We start from the raw sequence: 21,218 nt of genomic DNA on the forward strand, positions 1-21,218 counted from the left end.
AAATTTGGTGGTTTGCCTATTAAAAAAAGGTTGCTCGCGTTTGCAAACAACCTTAATTTTATTGTTATTTTTTGCCAAATCCTTAGCATATTCTACTTTTGCCCCCTTTGAAAGTCAAAAGGAATAATGTTTATAATTTCTAAAACCTAATAGAAAAACCTAATCCTACACTTCGGTACTCTACTATATCAGGAATTTCATCGCCTAAAATAGGCACTGCTACATCATAGGTTACATAAGCAATATGAAGAAGCACTGCCACAGCAAAATTATCTTCTTCAGCGATAGGAATAGAAAGTCCTAATTTAGCTTCACCCAATGAAGCTTTTACCTTTTTACTAAGGGGTATAAAACCAGAAAGTTGTCCAAATATATCAGTATTATAAGAATCTTTATCCATAAAAAGTCTCACAACACCCCCTACTTTAAGAGCTGTAGCTACTGGATTTCTAAAATGATTAATTCCTGTAAGGGCTCCTACTGAAATAGTTTTTGACAAAATATAATTTACTGAAAAATCAGTACTATAAATAGGTTTAGTTTTCAAATTAATATCTTTACCATAGATACCTTTTTGTTTATCTAAATCATTTGTAGCATAAGAATAAATTGATTTTGATTCCGGAGAAATATTCAAACTTATATCAGAATGAAAAAACCACCTTTCATTATAAAAATCTTGTGCTTGTATTCTTTGAAATAGCAAAAATACTACTAACAAAATTATCTTTCTCATTGCTTAACCATTCTAAAACCTTTCCATTCTCCACCTACACGAGCCATGCCATAAAAATCATATTTTATAGCTGAAACCTTTTTCATATCAGGAGCCTGCAAATTATATTTAGCACTTTTCCATTCCGATCCTTTTGCTCCCCCAAAACTCATTCCAAAACTTGCTACAAATCCCCAATCTTTACTTATATAGTGCTTCAAATTGGCATCATTTTCTTCATGATAACGCTCTGAAAAATAAACAGCTTCTATAGTATCCTCAAACCAAGGAATTCTTGTAACTACAAACTCTTTTCCTTTTCTAATTTCTGATCCTAAAATATTTGCTCCCATTTCATATAGTTTAAGAATATTAGATTTTGATAATATATCATCTGTATAAAGTTGATAATCTTGGTTATTTACTAATGGCTTAATAAGAGCTGGAATATGAATATTTAATATTTCTCTATTTTCTATTCTTATAAAAGGGACTGGTATTTCACGTATATCAATATTTGTCTTAACTAAAGGGACTGGTGTATTATAATATCGTATCTGTGCATTATGTACATACATAATATCTTCTGGTCTTCCAGGAGCTTTTAACTCTTTCATTGTAGCCGTAGGCATTACATACTTTACATAAATATAATTCATCCCTAAAGCTATTTCATTAGCTTTTGATGCCCACCATATTCTAAAGCGTCTTGTTTGGTTTCTTACTGAAATTCCTGTAGATTTGTAAAAACCATAATCTTGATTAAAAAATTCAACTTTTACCCGATGTCTCCTATCAAAATAAGCCTCTGCAACGATACTTTGCCCTGTAATTCTATGAAGAAACCAATTTTTATCTCCTTCAGTTTGTGGCAAATTATTGATAATTAATTGCAAATCAGCCTCAGAAGTTCTACTTACAGCTTTCTTCTTTTCTTTTTCTAAATTATTTTTTTCTAATTCTGAAATTGGTGCTATAAAACGATATACCCCTTCTACCATTCTACGTTTCCCAAACTCAGTTTCACGCAAACGCCACACTTCTTCTTCTGAAATTTTTTCTTGCTCAATACTTTTTAAATAGGAAACTAATTTTAAAGTATCTTTTAAATGAGAAGAAAACACTCCTTTTTTAGTAAATTTATATAAAGTATCTCTTACTACAAGTTCGTTGTTCTCATTAAGAAATGTAGATAGAATAGGATCGCTTACCAAATCATTTTCTGCCTCAGCCTCTTCTGCTACTCCATCATCTAAATCATCTCCTAAGGGCATCCTGCTTGCATAAAAAGAAGTAAGCTTAGGGTCATTATCAATATCTCCAACAGGGTATTTAGGACGAAATCCCTCCTGATAAAGTTCTTCTATTTTCCTATCTAAAAGATGACTATTTTTACCTAATGTAGTCATCATTTTGGTTAAGCTTTCTATAGAAGAAAAATGATAACGTCCCGCGACCACACCATCTGTTACTATAGGTTGTGACTCTTTCTGTGTGTTAATAATAGAGTTTTCTTCTTTGTTACAACTTACAAAGAAAGAGGGAACTGTTAACAGCCCAATTAAAAATCTTTTTTTCATTAAACTAGTATTTATAAATTAGGGGGCAAAGATAATAAGTAATTTGGAAATACACAAATTTGGTAGCAAGCTGCTGGATTAGTGGGACGGGTGGGACAGGTGGGACAGGTGGGACAGGTGGGACAGGTGGGACAGGTGGGACAGGTGGGACGGATGGAGGTAGAGAGTAAAATAGTATATTTTTCTGAAATTGGGAGGTACAGTAGATATTTAATCTTTAGCAATATTTCGACCTTCCTATATCGTTCCTATATCATTCCTATATTGTTTGTATAGGGTAAGTAAGGACAGAAAAATTTTCTGTTTCTAAACATAGATAATAAAAATAAAGCACTCCTTTATGGCACGATTTTTGTTTTTTTAAGAGTAATAATGAAAAAAGAAGCTTAATATATTGTTATAATTGAAAAATTTATAAAAATATATTATATGAAATTACAAAATTTTACTTTCTTAAAAAGCTCTTTATTGCTTTTTGCAGCAATTACTCTTGTCGCTTGTAAAAAAGACGACTCCGACCCACAACGTAGCCCTTTAAACGCTACCCAACTTAACAACTACGTAGCACAGCTGCCTTCAGTTAAACAGATGTCCCCTTTTGCTGAAAGACCCGCTAAAAATGCTACCAGTCGTGCAGCTTCTTTCTTAGACGGTGCTCAATTCACCTCTGCTTATAACTATTACGAGCAAGCCAAAGAGTACGACAACCAGTTGCTTTACACTGAAAATGACGAGGTGTTTTACCCTGGTGCCTTAGTGAAAGCCCAAAGTGCTGTAGATGGTTCTTACAAACCTATTGCTGCCCCTCGCAAACCTATTACCATTTCGGTTTCGCTTACGGGTAGCAAACCTAGCATCACGATTGAAAAGCCTTCACTTTCTACTGTCCGTACGGGTATTAGCGAGTTGCTGAATCGCTCTTTTAACCCTCCGCCGGCTAATATTACCTATAGTAGCTACGAGGTGCACGATGAACAACACCTTAAACTCGCTTTAGGAGCAAGCTACAATGGGGCTATTAATACTGTAAAAGGCAGTGTGAACTTCAGCTACGAAAAGCAAAAAACGAGATATATCGTAAAAATAGAACAAGAGTTCTATACGGTAGACCTTGATATCCCTCAGAAAGCATCGGATTTCTTTAGCGATGATTTCGACTATAAAACGCAATTTGGCGCTGAAAAGCCTGTTTATGTATCGTCTATAAAATACGGGCGCGTTTACCTATTAGGTATAGAGTCTGACCTTAGCAAAGCAGATTTTGAAGCTAAGCTAAACGCCTCTATCCTCAGTGGTAAAGTGGGTGCTGAAGCAGAAACAGCTTATAAACAACTGAGCAAGAGTTCTAAAATTTCAGGACGTGTATTAGGAGGTAATGCCAAACTTGCGGGCAAGACGATAGGCGATATTGCATCGGTACGTGCTTTCATAGAAGACGGTGCTACCTTTAACAAAGACAATCTCGGGGTACCACTTTCGTACCGCCTAAGAGAATTGGGCAGCAACGAAACTTTTAAGACCGTTATCTATTCTAAATACCTCAAAAACGACAGTGGCAATATAGACCACAAAAAGTTAGATTTCAAACTGGTGATAAGAGAGGATAAACTAAAGAATGGTACTGGTGATAAAATTGAAGCTGACTATCTTCTCATTGAGAGAATCAACCCTAAAAGCAGTTCGCAAGGCAGTTCAAATAAAGAATATTTCAACAGAGGCGAACTTTCTAAAGATTTTTCAGCTTTTGAAAAAGGTGAAAAGATTCATATCAACATAAAAACCAAAAAAGGGAAATTCCTTCTGTTCAAAATAGATAATTTTGCTGAGTTAGTACAGCGCGCCCAAAGTACCCCCGCCAATGCGAATATGTACGACTTAGATAAAAATGAGGGGTTACAACTAAAAGACGAAAATAATAACATACTTACTATTGGTATTCACAACCAGAAACTAAGAGAATAGTGCATTCTTTTTTTGTTTTCTTCATCGATTTTTGAAAACGGGGCTTACTCGAAAAAAAGAGTAAGCTCCGTTTGGTGCATTTTTTTTAAAATTAAATTTTGCTTTTTCAAAAAAAGTCCCTACATTTGCGCGGTAATTAGGTTTGGGTTTTAACATAGCAAACCTAACAACTAACACCTAAACACTAAAATATGTTACAAAAAGGTAAAGTATCCCAAGTAATTGGGCCGGTAGTAGATGTGCAATTTGCCTCTGATAAAGAGTTGCCTCGCATCTATGACTCATTGGAAATTGTAAGGCCTGACGGCACTAAACTTATCTTAGAAGTGCAATCGCACATAGGCGAAGACGTGGTAAGAGCTATCTCGATGGACTCTACCGAAGGGCTTAGTCGCGATACTGAAGTAATCGCTACGGGTAGCCCTATAAAAATGCCGGTAGGGCACGATATATACGGTAGGCTCTTCAACGTAATCGGCGATGGGGTTGACGGACTTGGCAACCTGCCTAAAGAAGGCGATAACGGTCTGCCTATTCACCGTCCGGCTCCTAAATTTGAAGATTTATCGACTACTACCGAAGTGCTCTTCACCGGTATTAAAGTAATCGACCTTATCGAACCTTACGCCAAAGGGGGTAAAATCGGTTTGTTCGGTGGTGCCGGTGTGGGCAAAACGGTTCTTATACAAGAGCTTATCAACAACATCGCTAAAGGACACGGTGGTCTTTCGGTATTCGCTGGGGTAGGCGAACGCACCCGCGAAGGGAATGACCTACTGCGCGAGATGCTTGAATCGGGCATTATCAAATACGGCGATGCCTTTATGGAATCAATGGAAAAAGGCGGTTGGGACTTGAGCAAAGTAGACAAAAATGCGCTGAAAGAATCGAAAGCTACCTTTGTGTTCGGACAGATGAACGAGCCACCAGGGGCGCGTGCGCGTGTGGCACTTTCGGGTCTTACTGTAGCTGAGTACTTCCGCGATGGGGCTGGCGAAGGACAAGGAAAAGACGTTCTTTTCTTCGTTGATAACATTTTCCGTTTCACCCAAGCGGGTTCGGAGGTATCTGCGCTATTAGGGCGTATGCCTTCGGCAGTGGGTTACCAACCTACGCTGGCTACCGAGATGGGGGCTATGCAAGAGCGTATTACCTCTACTAAACACGGTTCTATCACCTCAGTACAAGCGGTATACGTGCCTGCGGACGACCTTACCGACCCTGCGCCTGCTACTACCTTTGCGCACCTCGATGCTACAACGGTATTGTCACGTAAAATTGCAGAGCTGGGTATCTATCCTGCGGTAGACCCTCTTGACTCAACTTCGCGCATCCTTACCCCTGAGATTTTGGGTAAAGAGCACTACGAGTGCGCACAACGCGTAAAACAGTTATTGCAACGCTACAAAGAACTGCAAGATATTATCGCTATCCTCGGTATGGAAGAGTTATCGGAAGACGACAAAGTAGCGGTGGCTCGTGCGCGCCGTGTACAGCGTTTCTTATCGCAACCTTTCCACGTAGCAGAACAATTTACCGGATTGCCAGGGGCTTATGTAGATATCAAAGATACTATCAGAGGCTTTAATATGATATTAGACGGCGAATTAGACCATCTGCCAGAAGCGGCTTTCAACCTTAAAGGTACTATCGAAGAGGTTATTGAAGCTGGTGAAAAGATGTTGGCAGAAGCGAGTTAATTAGTCGATTTGCCGATTTGTCGATTTGTCGATTTGCCGATTATTAACATCCCCCCTGCCCCCTTCGAAGGGGGAGATGGGACGGTCAATATACACGAAAAACTTTTTCGACAGACTCTTATAATAACAATAATAATGGAAGTGTTGGAAGAAGTACAGGTAGGCTTAGAAGAGGCTTTGTTATACTCTGATGAGTATGCCGATGAGATAAATAGAAGAATAGCTGAAATAAAGGTAGCTCCTGAAATAGGAATACCTTTTGAGGAAGTTTGTGCTGAAATAAGACAGACTTATGGCTTTTAGTTATAATACTCAAATGCTATTAAGCCGAATATCAGATATAAGAAATAATTAACAAATTGGCAAAATCAACCTATTAAAAAAAAGATTTTATGACAGTAGAAATTTTAACGCCAGAAGCATTGCTTTTTAAAGGAGAGGTAACAGGGGTGACAGTGCCAGGGGCAAAAGCGCCTTTTCAGCTGTTAGACCACCACGCCGCTATTATCTCTATACTTACTTCGGGCGAAATAAAACTATACGAAGGTAAAAAAGAACTGAAGTCTATCGCTATTACTGGCGGTACTATAGAGTTTAATAACAACAAGGCCGTAATACTTGTGGAGTAAGGCTTTGTGGTTAGTACCTAAAAACATTAGTCGTCAGAGGACAGCTGAAGCTGATACCTCTGGCGACTAATGTTTTTTTAAGGAATGATATTTGCTAATTTGCTAATAATTCTTACCTTTGCGAGAAAATTGAAGAGGCAAATTGCCCTATGACCTGACACCTAAGATAAATTACATAAATAGAATGAAAAATTATTTGAAAATGAGTAGTGCCTGCTTGATGATGGCACTCTGGCCGTGTGCGTGGGCTCAGCATAATCCGTTAGGAGGATTTGCTTACGGAGACAAAGATGCCCCTACTGGTAAAGAATGGGAATCAGTAGAGGAACTCGCTCTAAACAAGGAGTATCCACGCGCTTATTTCTTCTCGTTCGACAATGAAGCGCAGGCTGCCCAAGTACGCCCCGAAAAATCGCCTTATTGGCTGTCGCTTAACGGTCAATGGCGTTTCCACTGGTGCAAGACTCCTGATGAGCGCCCCAAAGACTTCTACAAAACCAACTACGACGCCTCTGGCTGGGATATGACGCCCGTACCCTCGAACTGGAACGTACAAGGGATACAAAAAGACGGTAAACTGAAATATGGTTTGCCTATCTACGTAAACCAACCTGTGATTTTCTATCACGAGCGCAAAGTAGACGACTGGCGACAAGGAGTAATGCGTACCCCTCCGCAAACGTGGACTACCTATGAATACCGCAATGAGGTGGGCTCGTATATCCGCTACTTCGAAGTGCCTCGCGAATGGAAAGGTAGAGAGGTGTATATCGATTTTGACGGAGTAGATTCTTTCTTCTACCTCTGGATAAATGGTAAATACGTAGGCTTCTCTAAAAACTCGCGCAACGCAGCTTCTTTCAACATAAGCAAATACCTAAAAAAAGGTCAGAATAAATTGGCGGTAGAGGTATATCGCAACTCTGACGGTTCTTTCTTAGAGTCGCAAGATATGTTCCGCCTGCCTGGTATCTTCAGAACGGTAGCACTGCGCTCTACCCCAAAAGTGCAAATACGCAACCTAAATGTACTGACCGACACTGACAACCTAAGCGATTGGCAGCTAAAAGTAACTGCCGAAGTGCGCAACCTCGGCAAAAAAGAGGCTAAGGACTATCGCCTACAGTATGCCGTGTACAAAAATATACTTTACAAAGACGATGCTCAGAAAGTAGATGCCCTACAAGCCACTACTGAAGTGCAGGCGGTTGCTCCTAACGCTATAGAAAAAGTAAGTGCGGCTATTGATGTGAAGCAGCCCGATATGTGGTCGGCTGAAGCTCCTAACCGCTATGTGCTTGTTGCCCAATTGGTAGATAAAAAAGGCAAAGTGATAGAAGCTGCCTCTACCTATTTCGGTTTTAGAAAAGTAGAGATAAAAGAAACTAAAGCCGAAGACGACAGTTTTGGCAATGCCGGCAGATATTTCTATGTGAATGGCAAACCTATCAAACTAAAAGGGGTAAACCGCCACGAAACACACCCTGAACAAGGACACGTAGTAACCCACGCACAAATGGAAGAGGAAGTAATGCTAATGAAACGCGCTAACATCAACCATGTGCGTTGCTCTCACTATCCTCCTGACCCTTACTGGTTTTACCTTAGCGACAAATACGGCATCTATTTAGAAGATGAAGCTAATATAGAATCGCACGAATATTACTACGGCAAAGAATCGCTTTCGCACCCTAAAGAATGGGAAAAAGCCCATACCGCACGAGTGGTAGAGATGGTAGAAGCCGCTTATAACTCGCCTTCTATCGTAATATGGTCGTTAGGAAACGAGGCAGGACCAGGACAGAACTTCGTAACTGCTTACAATCACCTAAAAACCTTAGACACCAGTCGCCCAGTGCAATACGAGCGCAACAACGACATCGTAGATATGGGCTCTAACCAATACCCATCGGTAGCGTGGGTAAAAGGCGCTGCAACAGGTAAATACGATATTAAATATCCGTTCCACATATCAGAATACGCACACTCTATGGGGAATGCTGTGGGTAACCTCGCTGACTACTGGGAGGCAATAGAAAGCAGCAACTACATCTGCGGAGGGGCTATCTGGGACTGGGTAGACCAAGCGCTAACTAACTACACCCCTGACGGCAAGCCTTATGCTGCCTATGGAGGAGATTTTGGGGACTTCCCTAACGATGGACAATTCGTAATGAATGGTATTATCTTTGCCGACCGCACTGTGAAACCTCAGTACTACGAAGTGCAAAAGGTATATCAGAATATAAAAGTGAAGAAACTGTCGTTTGATACTTTCCAAATCACCAATAAGAGTTATTTTGAACCTATGGAAGGCTATGAAGGGGTATGGAAACTCTACCGCAATGGCGAGTTAGTAGAAGAACGCTCTTTTGATGTATCGCCACTAAAACCACAATTAAAAGGCACTATTACCATTGCGCCTAAACGTATGGATAGCAAAAGCGAATACATAGTGGTAATAGAGTTTAGACAAGCTGCTGATAAACCTTGGGCTAAACAAGGTTTTGTGCAAGCACGTGAACAGTTTGTAATACAAGAAGCAGGACAAAAACCAGCTATCGCAACTGTAGCTGAAGGTAATGCATTAGAGTTATCGCCTGACCAAAAAATGATAGTAGGCAAGGACTTCAGCGTGATGTTTGACTTTGACAAAGGTACTATTGAAACCCTCAGATACGGCAATAACACCATCATAGAAAACAGTGGTTTGGCTCTTAACGCTTTCCGTGCCTTTACTAACAATGACCGCTGGGCATACCAACAATGGTTTGCCAAAGGGCTACACAACCTACAGCACAAAGCGTTGGCTAAGAGTGTAAAAGCTAATGCTGATGGCAGCTACAGCTACAGCTTCACGGTACAATCGCAAGCGCCTAATGCAGCGAAAATAGAAGGCGGCACCGCCAGCGGACGCAACAAGATAGTAGAACTTACTGACCGCGCCTTTACCGATGCTGACTTCCGCTTCGTTACTAACCAAGTATTTACTGTATATCCTGACGGGTCTATAGAAGTACAAGCGAGCATCGGCAGCAATGATGATTTTGTAAATCTTCCGCAGTTAGGTTATCTTGTGACAATGCCTAAAACTTACTTCCGTTTTACTTACTACGGCAGAGGCAAACAAGACAACTATCCTGACCGCAAATCAGGTGCCTTTTTGGGTATCTACGAAAGCGATGTACTGAAAGAAGCAGGGAACTTCCCTAAACCGCAAGATGTGGGTCACCACCAAGATAGCCGCTGGGCAGCCCTAACCAATATGCGTGGCGCTGGTGCTATATTCGTAGGCACACAGCCAATGGACGTAGCCGCACTGCCTTACACTGCCCAAGAAATGACCCTCGCGGGGCACCCTTTTGAGTTGCCAAATCCTTCGGCTACCTATCTACAGCTAAATATAGCTACTACAGGAGTAGGCGGTAATAGCTGTGGCCCTACCCCTCTACAAAGAGACCGCGTAATGGCTACTCAACACCGTTTTGGCTTTATCATTCGTCCGGCACAAGAAAAACTAACTCAAGCCGCTAATGTAAGCGCTAGCACTGAAGCTCCTGCGTTTGCCCCAGGGCTTATCAACCGCAGTACTATACCGATGAAAGTTATCTTTGCCAGCAGTGAAGAAGTAGGGGCAGGCAATGCTACTCACTTAGTAGATGGCAACCCTAATACAATATGGCACTCTGCTTACTCGGTAACCGTAGCTAAGCACCCTCACTGGGTAGATTTCGACCTTAGCAAAGAAGTATCTTTCAAAGGTATTAGCTACCTACCTCGCACAGACGAAGCAGGTAATGGTGATGTGAAAGACTTCAGCATATCAGTAAGCGATGACGCTAAAACGTGGAAAGAAGTGCATAAAGGCAGTTTTTCTCAAAACAGAGGCACACCACAGCAAGTACTCTTCAAAAGCCCTGTAAAGGCGCGCTACGTGCGTTTTACCGCCCTAAGCGAGCAGTACGGACAAGACTTTGCCAGTGGTGCTGAGTTTGGATTGATAGCAGAATAGAGATTAGTCGCTAGTAGTTAGTCGTTAGCCGTTAGAAATGAGTCGTTAAGTAAGCGACACCCTTCTAACGGCTAACGACTAATTTTTAGCGACAAACTTGCTAATTTAGCAATTAATTGTTACTTTTGCCTCGAACTTAATAGCTAAAAATAAAAATACAAATGGAAAAAATCTTTAACAGTTTATTATTTAAAGTATTCTGCGGTATCGGATTGGGTATATTATTAGGCAACTATGCGCCTGACTGGCTATATCGCATTCTCATTACTTTTAAATCATTATTTGCAAACTTCCTCAACTTCTCTATTCCGCTGATTATGATAGGGCTTATTATGCCCTCTATTGGCGATTTAGAAAAAAATGCTGGTAAGCTACTCGCCATCACAGTAGTGATTGCCTATGGGTTTACCCTCTTTTCAGGGTTCTCTACTTATTTCATAGGAGATGCTCTCTTCAGTTCTCTATTAGAAAACGAACAAATAGGCACTTTGGAAGACCACAGCCGGTCACTCCCCCCCTATTTTACAATCGATATGCCGCCTATCTTTGATGTAATGACGGCACTCTTACTCTCTTTTATCGTAGGAATTGGACTCTCAGTACGCGAAGCTCCCGTACTTACTAATGTAGTTAAAGAATTTGGCGATATAGTGAAGTGGCTTATTACTAAAGCTATCATACCCGTATTGCCCTACTATATTATGACGATTTTTGCGGAAATAACTTTTAGCGGACAAGTAGCTTCAGTAATGGTAGTGTTCTTTAAACTCATTATTATCCTCTTTATTATGCACATAGTGCTGCTGCTATTGCAATATATTTTCGCAGGGCTTATCTCTGGTAAAAATCCGATTAAATCATTAGGCACTATGCTGCCTGCTTACGCTACGGCATTGGGTACGCAATCGTCGGCAGCTACTATACCAGTAACTTTGCGCCAGTCGCTTAAATTAGGTATTTCGCAACGCATTGCTGGCTTTGTTATTCCGCTCTGCGCTACTATTCACCTATCGGGTAGTACAATGAAGATAACCGCTTGTGCTCTTGCGCTAATGATGCTGCAAGGCACTCCATACGATTTTAGTATGTTTGCAGGCTTTATAATGATGCTGGGTATTATTATGGTAGCGGCACCTGGGGTACCTGGTGGTGCGATTATGGCGGCATTGGGGGTACTACACTCTATGTTAGGCTTCGACGAGAACCAACAGGCGCTAATGGTAGCCCTCTATATAGCTATGGATAGCTTCGGTACTGCTTGCAACGTAACAGGTGACGGGGCTGTAGCTCTGATAGTAGATAAGATAGCTAAAAGACCGCAAACAGCTGACGAAGATTAGCCCTTGCGGCGCAACCGTTTGTTAAAGCGATTGACATTCATTTCTGACGGTATTTCCTCCCCTTCAAATACCGCTTTATATAATACTTGGGCACACAGAGGCGCATTGAGCACGCCGCGTGTGCCCAAGCCATTTAATACCCATAAGTGCGGATAAAGTGGGTGTGCCCCCACCAAAGGACGTCTATCGCCTACAGTAGGGCGTATAGCCGCTTGGTGCGATATGATTTCATAAGGAGAATCCGTCATCTTATGCAGTTTTTCGAGCAGTTCGGCACGTCCTGCCTCGGTAATAGTGTCGGTAAGGTCTTCGGGGTCGTAAGTAGCTCCTACGCGGTAAATATCGGCCCCCATACTGATAATAGAGCCGTCGCTTTTGAAGATAGCTTGTAGCTGTAGGTCGGGAGCTTTGATAGTAAGGCTCTCGCCCTTGCACGGACGCATAGGCAAAGAATTAAAATACGGATTTTTGCTAATACCACAGCCTTCGCAGAAGACAATATGCTGAGCTGTTACCCCCTGATAAGCCACGAAGTCAGGCTGTATATCGAGGGCTGAGTAGTCGAAAGAATGAAAGTGGTATACCCCCGCCTCTTGCCAAGAGCGCAGACTGAGCTGTATATAACGCTCAATATCTAAGCGCCCTGTATGTAGCACCTCGCCTAATAGGTAAGGAGCAGGCAACGCCTCAGAAGGGGTAGTGCGTAAGGTAGTGCTCAGGTAGTGTTGGAGTATGGGCGTATCGGAAGCTGCAAACCAATTGTTTTGCTCTTCTACAGAAGCGAACTTGCGCAGTACCGGCAAACTAATGCGCAAAGGTTGCCCCATTGTAGCCTCTATATTGTCATAAAAACGATTGGCGCACGCCATAATCTCTTCTGCTTTCCAAATAGGGGTAAAACGCTTTAACACTACCGGATTATAGACCCCTCCAGCTATTAAGCTCGCTACCTGAGAGCGGTCGGATAGTAAGCAGAAGCTTTTGCCGTGCTGCTCAAGCAAATGAGCGAAACTAACGCCTGCTAATCCTGCCCCTACAATTATAAAGTCAAACATCTTCTTCTTTCTTTTTGAATGCAAAGGTAATAATTTAATTGTGAATGATTAACTTAACAATAAAAAACTGCCTGAGAGCTAAAACCTCTCAGGCAGTTTTTTTATTAATTGTTTAAGACTATTTGCTTCTAACTTTTTGTTCCCATTTCCAAGCTGAAAGCATCGCATCGTCTAAGGTCGATTTAGCTTCCCAACCCAATACGTGGTTTGCTCTATCAGTATTAGCATAAGCAGCTGTTACGTCACCTGCACGACGAGCTACTATTTGGTAGTTTAGCTTCTTGCCTGATACTCGCTCAAAACTTTGTATTACCTCTAACACGCTGCTGCCTTTGCCTGTACCGATATTAAATACCTCGTAATTCTCAGCATTCTTATCGTTTAAGAGACGTTGTAACGCAATAACGTGTGCTTTTGCCAAATCGACTACGTGTATATAGTCACGAATACAAGTGCCATCAGGAGTTGGATAATCATCACCAAATACCGATAGTTTTTCGCGCAAGCCTATAGCTGTCTGGGTGATATAAGGCACTAAGTTCTGAGGTACGCCCAAAGGCAACTCGCCTATTTCGGCTGAAGGGTGTGCCCCTATAGGGTTGAAATAGCGCAAAGCAATAGCATTTAACTGAGGCGTTACGCGGCAGGTATCGCTAATAATCTCTTCTGAAATCTGCTTAGTATTGCCATAAGGCGACTCTGCTTTTTTCACAGGAGCATCTTCGGTGATAGGTAACTTATCAGCTTGCCCATATACGGTACAAGACGAACTAAAGATAAAGTGCGCCTTTTTCAGCTTGCTGAGTTCTTCTAACAGATAAATAAGGCTGGTGAGGTTGTTGTTGTAATAAAGCAAAGGTTTTTCTACGCTCTCGCCCACAGCTTTAGAGGCAGCAAAGTGTATAAGCCCCTCTACATCAGTATGGCGACGGAAGAAATCTTGTACATCTGCCTTATCTCTAAGGTCAAACTTCTCAAACAGCGGTTTTTTACCTGTTATTTTAGTGATGTGCTCTAATACACTCTCTTGCGCATTAGATAGGTTATCGATGATAACCACCTCAAAACCTGCATTTTGCAATTCTACTACGGTGTGCGAGCCTATAAAGCCCAACCCACCCGTTACTACTATCTTTTTCATTTTTATATGTGTTGGTATTTGTTTGTCGTTAAGTATATGGCTAAAGTCCTTGCTTCATCTTTATAAGATTTTTCTTTATCTCCTCTTTCTGCTCAGCATTGCCATCTTCATCTTGGCTCAACAGACTTACCGCCTTCTCTTCAGTAGCAACAGCCTCTTTCTTATCGCCGTGAGCAAACATCAAGTGAGCAAGCGTATCAAGGTAATAAGGACTCTTAGGCTCTAACTGCACGGCTGCCTTTGCCCATCGATAAGCCTCTGCCATAAGGGCTTTACTATTAGGCTGGTCTTCATATACCTTCCAAGCTATATTATTAGCGCGATTGGCAAAGAGCATCTTATAATAACGCCAGCTGTTCTCTGGATTATTATTGGTAAAATCGTTATCGAGGGCAGCTATTAGGTTAGCATCGGTAGCCATTAGGTTTTTGAAGTAAGTATCAAAAGCCATAGCAGCATCAGTAGTCAAATCTTGATTATAAAGAAAGTCAATATAATCTAAAGACGAAAGAGCGCCATTTTTAATCCCTTCAGCATAGGCTTTTTTCACCTCTGGCAGGGTAGCCTTGTCGAGGTCGTAGCAAGCCTTTAGAGTGCGTTCTACCGCAGCGGTATTAAATGCTATATACCCTCTATCAATGCGTTGTATATAGGTATAGTCGCCAATATCTTTAAGGGCATCATTATGAGCTTTTATCTCTTTGAAAAACCTTAAGAGGTAAGCTCCTGCTTCAAGGTCAGTTGTAGTAGGCTCATAATTTAAGTAGAAAGTTTTAGTGAAAAAATTATCATTTATCTCTACATTAAGCGATGCCAATAGCGCGAAATCAGTATCGAGCTTAGCGTCTGCCTTATGCGCAGCGACTACACGCTTCCATTGGGCGATAAGCTGCTCTGGAGTAAGCTGCAAACGATATAAGTTTTCAGGTTTTTTGTAGTAAGTGATAAGGTTTTCTAATTGGTAGTCTATTGTAGCCTGTTTATCTTCATCAGTTTCTACATCACCAGTTTTAGGGCGTTTGGCTAAGAGCAATTGCACATCAGGGTCTTGAGTGTAATTAGAGAGTGCTATTAAGACCTTTACAACCTCTTTTAGCGGTGCTTTAGGATTGCTGAGTACTCTATCGGCTAAACTTGCTTTAGCTGCTGTGCGCAACAGACCGGTATGGTTGTACTCCAATGTTTCATCAGCTAACACTTGCGCTATGGTAGCCGGTTCGTGGTAAATCACCTCTCCTTCAGAGGTCAGAATGATAAGCTGGTCTTCGTTAGTGAGCCCTTTAGCTTTCAAACTTTTTAGCTCTTTAGCTGTCGCTAAGTAAAGTTCAAAGAGGTAAGGGTCAGTCAGCACTGTCTCCCCGTTCTGCTCATACCATTCAAATAGCTCTTTAAATTCGTTAGTAGCATTCTTGTTGTTAGGCTGATAAAGCAGCGCTACCAATCGATTATTTTTCTTAGCTGCTGCAAGGGCTGCACTAAGGCTATTAGCCTGTTTTAAGGTACTAAGGGCTTTCTTCTCTGGGTTAAATTCAGGTATATCTTTCTCTTCGTCAAAAGCAATAAGATGCTTCCACTGCTTTACCTTTTCGGTAGCTACAGGTTGCAATGCCTGCGCATCAACAGCCAACACTTTGCTAAATACTATAGGATTAGACGAGAGTGATTTATCATTGAGGGTAAGCGTTTGCTTTTCAGGGTTATAGGTTGCTTGCAACTCATTTCTAACCGAATTTTCTGTATCAAAAGTAATTTCTACTCCGCTAGTATTTTTACCAACAAGATATTCTTCAATAATTACGGCAGCCTTTTTATCGCCTGTAATAGCTACACCATAAGCATTCACAAGGTAAAGATTATCCGTGCGCGGTATTTCTATCGTATAATCATCTTGCCCTTGCAGTTTGTTATACGCACTTTCGTACACGATTTCTCCTTTGCTGTTTTTGTAGCCTATATACAAGAAACGAGGGTCGAACATATTTATATCAGCCTCTTTAAACGTAAGGGTCAGCTGGTCTGTTGTACCTTGCGTTTTCACTACCCTAAAGCTATTACCGGTGCCAAACTGCAAACTAATATTCTTATCTTTTGCGGTATAAGTACCCGTAGCCATCAGCGCATCTACCGTATTATCAGCATTGATGCGAAGCTGAAACTGTCGCGCTTCTTTTGATTTGTATACCCCGATAAGGTCAGACGGCTGTGCTACTGCCACCAAAGGGAATAATGCACAAAGTGTAAGTATCTTGTTCATATTGATTTGTCAATTTGCTAATTTACTAATTGTCTAATCGACTCATTAGCTCATCTTTTAGTTTTTGTATGCCTTTGCCCGAAACCGACGAGATAAACAGATAAGGCACTTTCAGCTTAGCAGCCAATTCCTTATCTATAGCAGCCGTCAGTTCCTCATCAAGCATATCCGATTTAGAGATTGCCACCAACCGCTGTTTGTCCAAAAGTTCAGGATTATACTTCTTGAGCTCATTCAGCAGTATCTCATACTCTGCTACTATATCATTAGCATCAGCGGGAATGAGAAACAGCAATAGCGAGTTGCGCTCAATATGTCGCAAGAAGAAATGCCCCAATCCTTTGCCTTCAGCTGCCCCCTCTATAATACCAGGGATATCAGCCATTACAAACGATTGAAAGTCGCGGTTTTCTACAATGCCCAAGTTAGGTTTGAGGGTAGTAAAAGGATAATCGCCAATTTTAGGTTTAGCAGAAGTGATAACTGATAGTAGCGTCGATTTACCCGCATTAGGGAAGCCCACCAATCCTACATCGGCAAGCACTTTCAGCTCTAACAACAGCTCGCGCTCCTCACCTGGCAACCCTGGTTGTGCATAGCGTGGTGTCTGGTTAGTAGCCGTCCTAAAATGCCAATTGCCTAAGCCCCCTTTGCCACCGCGTAAGGCGATAACCTCTTGCCCGTCTTCGGTGATTTCAAAAAGAACTTCTTCCGTCTCTGCATCTTTTACGATGGTGCCCAGCGGCACTTCTAAGTAAATATCCTTGCCATCAGCCCCAAAACTGCGGTTAGCCCCTCCTGCCTCGCCGTGTTCAGCGCGAAAGTGCTTCTGAAATTTGAAGTGTATGAGCGTCCATAGGTGCTTATTACCTTTTAGGATAATATGCCCCCCACGACCCCCATCGCCTCCATCAGGACCTCCTTTGGGTACAAACTTCTCGCGGTGCAGGTGCATAGAGCCTGCACCACCGTTGCCCGATGCCGCGTATATCTTTACGTAATCTGTAAAATTACCTTCCGTCATTATTGGGCTTTTATTTGGTCAATAGCCTTAGATAAGCGTACAGTAATCTCTTCTACTGTACCAATACCATCTACAGCGTGATATTTGCCTTGTGCTTTATAATAAGCGATAAGCGGAGCAGTCTTTTCGTTGTATTCTACAAAACGATTTTTTATCTTTTCTTCATCTTGGTCATCAGCGCGTCCGCTCACTTTACCACGCTCTACAATACGTTTTATAAGCACCTCATCATCAGCTTCTAAGGCAAGTGTACCGTGTATGCGCATTCCTTTAGATGTCAAGAAAGCATCAAGAGCTTCAGCCTGTGCTATCGTACGTGGGAACCCATCAAAAAGGAAGCCTTCAGCGTTAGGATTCTTTTCTACTTCCTCTTGAAGCATCTGTATAGTCACCTCATCAGGCACAAGATCGCCTTTTTCGATGTATGATTGTGCTAATTTACCTAATTTCGTCTCGTTTTTGATATTGAAACGGAAAATATCGCCGGTAGAGATATGCACTAAGTTGTATTTGTCTTTCAAAAAAGCGGCTTGAGTGCCTTTGCCAGCACCTGGTTTGCCAAAAAGTACTAAATTTGTCATTGTTATAGAGGTGTTTAATTGATATACTTGTGGTAAGTTACGCCCTACCTCGTCAAAATCTAAGCCATAGCCTACGATAAAGCGGTTAGGGATAGGCTTGCCCACGTAGTCTATTTTGAAGTCTTTTTTGTAGGCATCAGGTTTGAAAAATAGGGTAGCGATTCTAAACGATTTCACTTTTTTATCTTTGAAGATACGGTATATTTCTTCTAGTGTATTACCGGTATCTACTATATCTTCCAGTATTACCACGTCGCGCCCTTCTACCGAACCTGATAGACCAATAAGTTCGTGTACCTTTCCGGTAGACTGGGTGCCTTCATAAGAAGACATTTTTACGAAAGAAATCTCGCATTCGCCTTTGTAATGTCTCACGAAGTCGGCAGCGAACATAAACGAACCATTAAGGACAGCAACAAACACAGGTCGCGACTCTCCTAAGTCTTGATAGACCTCAGCGGCCATACGGGCATTAATTTCATCAAGTTGCTGAGCACTGATATACGGCTCAAAAGTTTTATCGTGTATTTTTATAAGTTCCATTATATAATTATTAATGGTTATTTGTAAATGGTTAAAAACTAATTCTTATTTTGGCAATACTAAATTTATAATGGGAGTTAAACTTTATATCCAATAGATTTGGTATGATATACAAGTATAATATTCGTGTATATTGCCCATCACGTCTCCCCCTTTTGAAGGGGGCAGGGGGGATGTTTGTATAAAAACAAATTCCATTATAAATTTAGTATAGGCCTTATTTTTTGGCAAAAGTAATCATTTTTTTACAAACCAGCAAACTTCCCAATCCCTACGGCAAAGTAGCTCCCACCGCTATATCGCAACGGTGACCGGGTTGTCCGTGTGGCGGATTAGGTTTCCCTGAGAAGCCGGGTTCTGTCGTGCCCGTATGCTGTTGTGCCTGCTGAGGGTCTATCACCACCTGCTGTTGCACTACTTGCGGTTGTTGGGCAGGAGCGGCTGTAGTAGCCGCTGCAGGCTTGCTGTTGAGTGGGGCTCCTACCGGTATATCACAACGGTGACCAGGTTGTCCGTGTGGCGGATTGAGCTTTTCACCATTAGCCCCTACATAATTCTGAGGCTGCGATACTTGTATCACTTGCGGCTGCTCCATTCCATTCGACACTACGGGCATCGCCTCCCCCTGACTTACGGGGTGACTTACATTTTGGGCTTGAGCTATCACGTTGCCGTCATTAGGCAGAGGAGCTCCTACTGCTATATCGCAACGGTGACCAGGTTGTCCGTGTGGCGGATTGAGTGTCACCCCACCTCCTTGCGAAGTAGCAGGAGTTGAAAGTGCTGTCCCTTGGTCAAACGGATTAGCGTCTTTTGTCTTATCGCGTTGTTCTTCAGCCAACTGAGTATTAGCCATAGCATCTTCAGCTACGGTTATTTCTTGCGGATTATTTTTGCACCCAATAAGTGCCACCGCCGAAAGAGCTATAAAAAATTGTATTTTCATTGTAGATAATAATTTCGGCAAAACTACAACATAATTTGCTAATTAGCAAATTTGCTAATCGACTAATCAGCTAATTGATAGTATCGTACCCAATCGATATACATAGCCACAGGCTTATCAAAAGGCTTAACGGCTCCTACCCAGTTGCCGCCGAGCTGCATATCTATAAGCAGATAATAAGGTCTAACAAAAGGGTACTGACCTTTGTCTTGCTGATCTTTCAGATAAGGGTACAAAAGCGTCTGCACCCCATTCACATACAAACGCACACTTTCAGCATCCCATTCCACCGCATATACGTTGTAATCATTAGCATTGATTTTAGCAGTGCTACCACTTTTAGGGTTTTGTTTGCTCACGTTTTTAGTGTATGAAGTATGGAGCGTTTGATAGACAAAATCATCGTAATTCAGATGCTCCATAATATCTATTTCGCCTCCTGTAGGCCATTTGCCCTCTTTAGGGAGCATCCATATTGCAGGCCACGCCCCTTGAGTCGATTCCAGCTTACAGCGCACCTCTAGCCTACCTGTCTCAAAATACTTTTTATTAATAGTATAGACCCCTCCAGTGATATACTCCGATGGGTCTGCCTTTAGGTCAGTATTCATTTTGCCGTATAGTATAAGGTTACCCTCTTTTATGTCGTACAGACTAGGGTCATCGCTCATTGTATTGCGCCAATCTATCTTCTCATTGCGCGATATTTTAGACCATATCCCTGTAGCGAAAATATCATCTCGATCAAAATTATCTTCCCATACCAATTGCCATTGTTTGCTCACAGACTGTTCTACTTTAGGTTTCTGAGGTTCTTGAAGTTTCTTTTCCTCTTGCGCAACCTTATAGCAAGCATTGCCTAATACAAAGGCACTTAATAATAAAAAACTAATTTTCATTGCTATTATGATTTGTTAATATTCTTCTTCTGGCTACACTCATTTGCTCTCTTACGCCACCTTTTTGCAAAAACACCTCTTGTTGTTTTTCTATTAATCGCCGAAGTAAAAAAGTAGTTTGGTTAATAAGAGTAATGCAAAGATTTGCTAAAGACGCATCATCATATTTAGGCAGCAAAGACGGATAAAGTTCAAAGATTTCCTTACTCGAAGCAAAAGTGCGAACCTTATCATAGCGAGGGTGTCCTATATGCCATTGTTCTTTATTTCTAACTCTCAAATAGTCTTCATAATCTATGAGTAGTTCCTCAAGACTTGCTTTAGCCACGTTAGTAAGTTTTATTTCAGTTTCAATCGAAGTAGTCGAAGCCTTACTTCCTTCAGCAATATTTTGTTTGCCAGAGCGAGCAGCTTGCAGCATTTGGTCTATAGTACGGTCACCTTTAGTAAGAAAATGTTGAGTGAAGTAAAAAGTAATATCATAAATTACCTCTGCTTTTTGGTAAGCATACAAAGATCTGTATCCTCCTTTCAATTTCAAAAAAGTTGTCATTATTTTGTTTTTAGTTTGTTATTATAGAGCACAAAGTTAGTATTTTTTTCGATACAACGGCCTATTCCCTCTATTTTTTTATCCCACTCGTCCCACCTGTCCCACCTGTCTCACCTGTCCCACCTGTCTCACCTGTCCCACCTGTCTCACCTGTCCCACCTGTCTCACCTGTCCCACTTGTCTCACCCGTCCCACTCGTCCCACCTGTCCCATAATCGCCCGTGCGGCTCGCACTCCCACCTGTCCTACCTGTCCTACAATCGCCGGTGCGGCTCACACTCCCA

The 21,218-nt window shown here is 41.7% G+C and carries 18 protein-coding genes; 7 read left to right on the forward strand and 11 right to left on the reverse strand.

The window, feature by feature from the left end; all coding sequences use genetic code 11:
* Nucleotides 1–139 precede the first annotated feature (139 nt).
* Both FOC45_RS11260 and FOC45_RS11265 read right to left on the reverse strand, forming a co-directional pair.
* Nucleotides 140–736, reverse strand: a complete 597-nt coding sequence (locus tag FOC45_RS11260; RefSeq protein ID WP_009390092.1) for a hypothetical protein — start codon at nt 734–736, stop codon at nt 140–142.
* Nucleotides 733–2,295: a hypothetical protein gene (locus FOC45_RS11265; protein WP_009390090.1), complete on the reverse strand. Its 1,563-nt coding sequence runs from the start codon at nt 2,293–2,295 to the stop codon at nt 733–735. The genes FOC45_RS11260 and FOC45_RS11265 overlap by 4 nt, the downstream gene beginning before the upstream one ends.
* Before the next feature lie 81 nt (nt 2,296–2,376).
* Between FOC45_RS11265 and FOC45_RS12020 the strand changes: the two genes are divergently transcribed.
* The 7 genes from FOC45_RS12020 (at nt 2,377) to FOC45_RS11295 (ending at nt 11,938) form a co-directional block, all read left to right on the forward strand.
* Nucleotides 2,377–2,571 (forward strand): hypothetical protein, encoded by a 195-nt coding sequence (locus FOC45_RS12020; RefSeq protein ID WP_196774057.1) that lies wholly within the window; start codon nt 2,377–2,379, stop codon nt 2,569–2,571.
* A gap of 153 nt (nt 2,572–2,724) precedes the next feature.
* Entirely contained in the window at nt 2,725–4,257 is a 1,533-nt protein-coding gene (locus tag FOC45_RS11270; RefSeq protein WP_009390087.1) for a thiol-activated cytolysin family protein, read from the forward strand.
* Nucleotides 4,258–4,448: 191 nt separating this feature from the next.
* Nucleotides 4,449–5,957 carry a F0F1 ATP synthase subunit beta gene (atpD, locus tag FOC45_RS11275; RefSeq protein ID WP_009390086.1) on the forward strand — a complete coding sequence of 503 codons (1,509 nt, stop codon included), beginning with the start codon at nt 4,449–4,451 and terminating at the stop codon, nt 5,955–5,957.
* A 135-nt stretch (nt 5,958–6,092) separates the two neighbouring features.
* Complete coding sequence (locus FOC45_RS11280) at nt 6,093–6,260, forward strand: hypothetical protein (protein WP_155846668.1); 168 nt, start codon at nt 6,093–6,095, stop codon at nt 6,258–6,260.
* 89 nt (nt 6,261–6,349) lie between these two features.
* Entirely contained in the window at nt 6,350–6,586 is a 237-nt protein-coding gene (locus tag FOC45_RS11285; protein WP_009390080.1) for a F0F1 ATP synthase subunit epsilon, read from the forward strand.
* A gap of 184 nt (nt 6,587–6,770) precedes the next feature.
* Nucleotides 6,771–10,598: a glycoside hydrolase family 2 TIM barrel-domain containing protein gene (locus FOC45_RS11290; RefSeq protein ID WP_009390078.1), complete on the forward strand. Its 3,828-nt coding sequence runs from the start codon at nt 6,771–6,773 to the stop codon at nt 10,596–10,598.
* A gap of 161 nt (nt 10,599–10,759) precedes the next feature.
* Nucleotides 10,760–11,938, forward strand: coding sequence for a dicarboxylate/amino acid:cation symporter (locus tag FOC45_RS11295; protein WP_009390076.1), 1,179 nt, complete (start codon nt 10,760–10,762; stop codon nt 11,936–11,938).
* Here FOC45_RS11295 and FOC45_RS11300 read toward each other — a convergent pair.
* The 9 genes from FOC45_RS11300 to FOC45_RS11340 all read right to left on the reverse strand — a co-directional run bounded on the left by FOC45_RS11300 (nt 11,935) and on the right by FOC45_RS11340 (nt 21,168).
* On the reverse strand, nt 11,935–12,993 hold the full coding sequence (locus tag FOC45_RS11300; protein WP_009390074.1) for an FAD-binding oxidoreductase: 1,059 nt from the start codon (nt 12,991–12,993) through the stop codon (nt 11,935–11,937). The two genes, FOC45_RS11295 and FOC45_RS11300, sit on opposite strands and share 4 nt — an antisense overlap.
* A 118-nt stretch (nt 12,994–13,111) precedes the next feature.
* Nucleotides 13,112–14,134, reverse strand: a complete 1,023-nt coding sequence (gene galE, locus FOC45_RS11305) for a UDP-glucose 4-epimerase GalE (RefSeq protein ID WP_009390072.1) — start codon at nt 14,132–14,134, stop codon at nt 13,112–13,114.
* 40 nt (nt 14,135–14,174) lie between these two features.
* Nucleotides 14,175–16,388 (reverse strand): hypothetical protein, encoded by a 2,214-nt coding sequence (locus FOC45_RS11310; protein WP_009390069.1) that lies wholly within the window; start codon nt 16,386–16,388, stop codon nt 14,175–14,177.
* Nucleotides 16,389–16,413: 25 nt separating this feature from the next.
* Nucleotides 16,414–17,412: a GTPase ObgE gene (obgE, locus tag FOC45_RS11315; RefSeq protein ID WP_009390067.1), complete on the reverse strand. Its 999-nt coding sequence runs from the start codon at nt 17,410–17,412 to the stop codon at nt 16,414–16,416.
* Nucleotides 17,412–18,536, reverse strand: a complete 1,125-nt coding sequence (locus FOC45_RS11320) for an adenylate kinase (RefSeq protein WP_009390066.1) — start codon at nt 18,534–18,536, stop codon at nt 17,412–17,414. Before FOC45_RS11320 ends, obgE begins: the two co-directional genes overlap by 1 nt.
* Before the next feature lie 271 nt (nt 18,537–18,807).
* Nucleotides 18,808–19,482 (reverse strand): hypothetical protein, encoded by a 675-nt coding sequence (locus FOC45_RS11325; RefSeq protein WP_034540129.1) that lies wholly within the window; start codon nt 19,480–19,482, stop codon nt 18,808–18,810.
* A 62-nt stretch (nt 19,483–19,544) separates the two neighbouring features.
* Nucleotides 19,545–20,381, reverse strand: a complete 837-nt coding sequence (locus FOC45_RS11330) for a glycoside hydrolase family 16 protein (protein ID WP_009390062.1) — start codon at nt 20,379–20,381, stop codon at nt 19,545–19,547.
* A complete protein-coding gene (locus FOC45_RS11335) occupies nt 20,371–20,934 on the reverse strand; it encodes a four helix bundle suffix domain-containing protein (RefSeq protein ID WP_009390061.1) in 564 nt (187 codons plus the stop codon). Before FOC45_RS11335 ends, FOC45_RS11330 begins: the two co-directional genes overlap by 11 nt.
* Nucleotides 20,935–21,012: 78 nt before the next feature.
* Complete coding sequence (locus FOC45_RS11340) at nt 21,013–21,168, reverse strand: hypothetical protein (protein WP_196774058.1); 156 nt, start codon at nt 21,166–21,168, stop codon at nt 21,013–21,015.
* Between the last annotated feature and the right edge of the window lie 50 nt (nt 21,169–21,218).

This window comes from Capnocytophaga sp. FDAARGOS_737, assembly GCF_009730375.1.
GTDB classification, from domain to species: Bacteria; Bacteroidota; Bacteroidia; order Flavobacteriales; family Flavobacteriaceae; genus Capnocytophaga; species Capnocytophaga leadbetteri.

Coding starts and splice junctions, on each gene's coding strand:
- obgE (WP_009390067.1), bottom strand. CDS start 17,412: ATGACGGAAGGTAATTTTACAGATTACGTAAAGATATACGCGGCATCG.
- FOC45_RS11260 (WP_009390092.1), bottom strand. CDS start 736: ATGAGAAAGATAATTTTGTTAGTAGTATTTTTGCTATTTCAAAGAATA.
- FOC45_RS11295 (WP_009390076.1), top strand. CDS start 10,760: ATGGAAAAAATCTTTAACAGTTTATTATTTAAAGTATTCTGCGGTATC.
- FOC45_RS11265 (WP_009390090.1), bottom strand. CDS start 2,295: ATGAAAAAAAGATTTTTAATTGGGCTGTTAACAGTTCCCTCTTTCTTT.
- FOC45_RS11290 (WP_009390078.1), top strand. CDS start 6,771: ATGAAAAATTATTTGAAAATGAGTAGTGCCTGCTTGATGATGGCACTC.
- FOC45_RS11280 (WP_155846668.1), top strand. CDS start 6,093: ATGGAAGTGTTGGAAGAAGTACAGGTAGGCTTAGAAGAGGCTTTGTTA.
- galE (WP_009390072.1), bottom strand. CDS start 14,134: ATGAAAAAGATAGTAGTAACGGGTGGGTTGGGCTTTATAGGCTCGCAC.
- atpD (WP_009390086.1), top strand. CDS start 4,449: ATGTTACAAAAAGGTAAAGTATCCCAAGTAATTGGGCCGGTAGTAGAT.
- FOC45_RS11335 (WP_009390061.1), bottom strand. CDS start 20,934: ATGACAACTTTTTTGAAATTGAAAGGAGGATACAGATCTTTGTATGCT.
- FOC45_RS11330 (WP_009390062.1), bottom strand. CDS start 20,381: ATGAAAATTAGTTTTTTATTATTAAGTGCCTTTGTATTAGGCAATGCT.
- FOC45_RS11270 (WP_009390087.1), top strand. CDS start 2,725: ATGAAATTACAAAATTTTACTTTCTTAAAAAGCTCTTTATTGCTTTTT.
- FOC45_RS11310 (WP_009390069.1), bottom strand. CDS start 16,388: ATGAACAAGATACTTACACTTTGTGCATTATTCCCTTTGGTGGCAGTA.
- FOC45_RS11285 (WP_009390080.1), top strand. CDS start 6,350: ATGACAGTAGAAATTTTAACGCCAGAAGCATTGCTTTTTAAAGGAGAG.
- FOC45_RS11325 (WP_034540129.1), bottom strand. CDS start 19,482: ATGAAAATACAATTTTTTATAGCTCTTTCGGCGGTGGCACTTATTGGG.
- FOC45_RS11320 (WP_009390066.1), bottom strand. CDS start 18,536: ATGGAACTTATAAAAATACACGATAAAACTTTTGAGCCGTATATCAGT.
- FOC45_RS11300 (WP_009390074.1), bottom strand. CDS start 12,993: ATGTTTGACTTTATAATTGTAGGGGCAGGATTAGCAGGCGTTAGTTTC.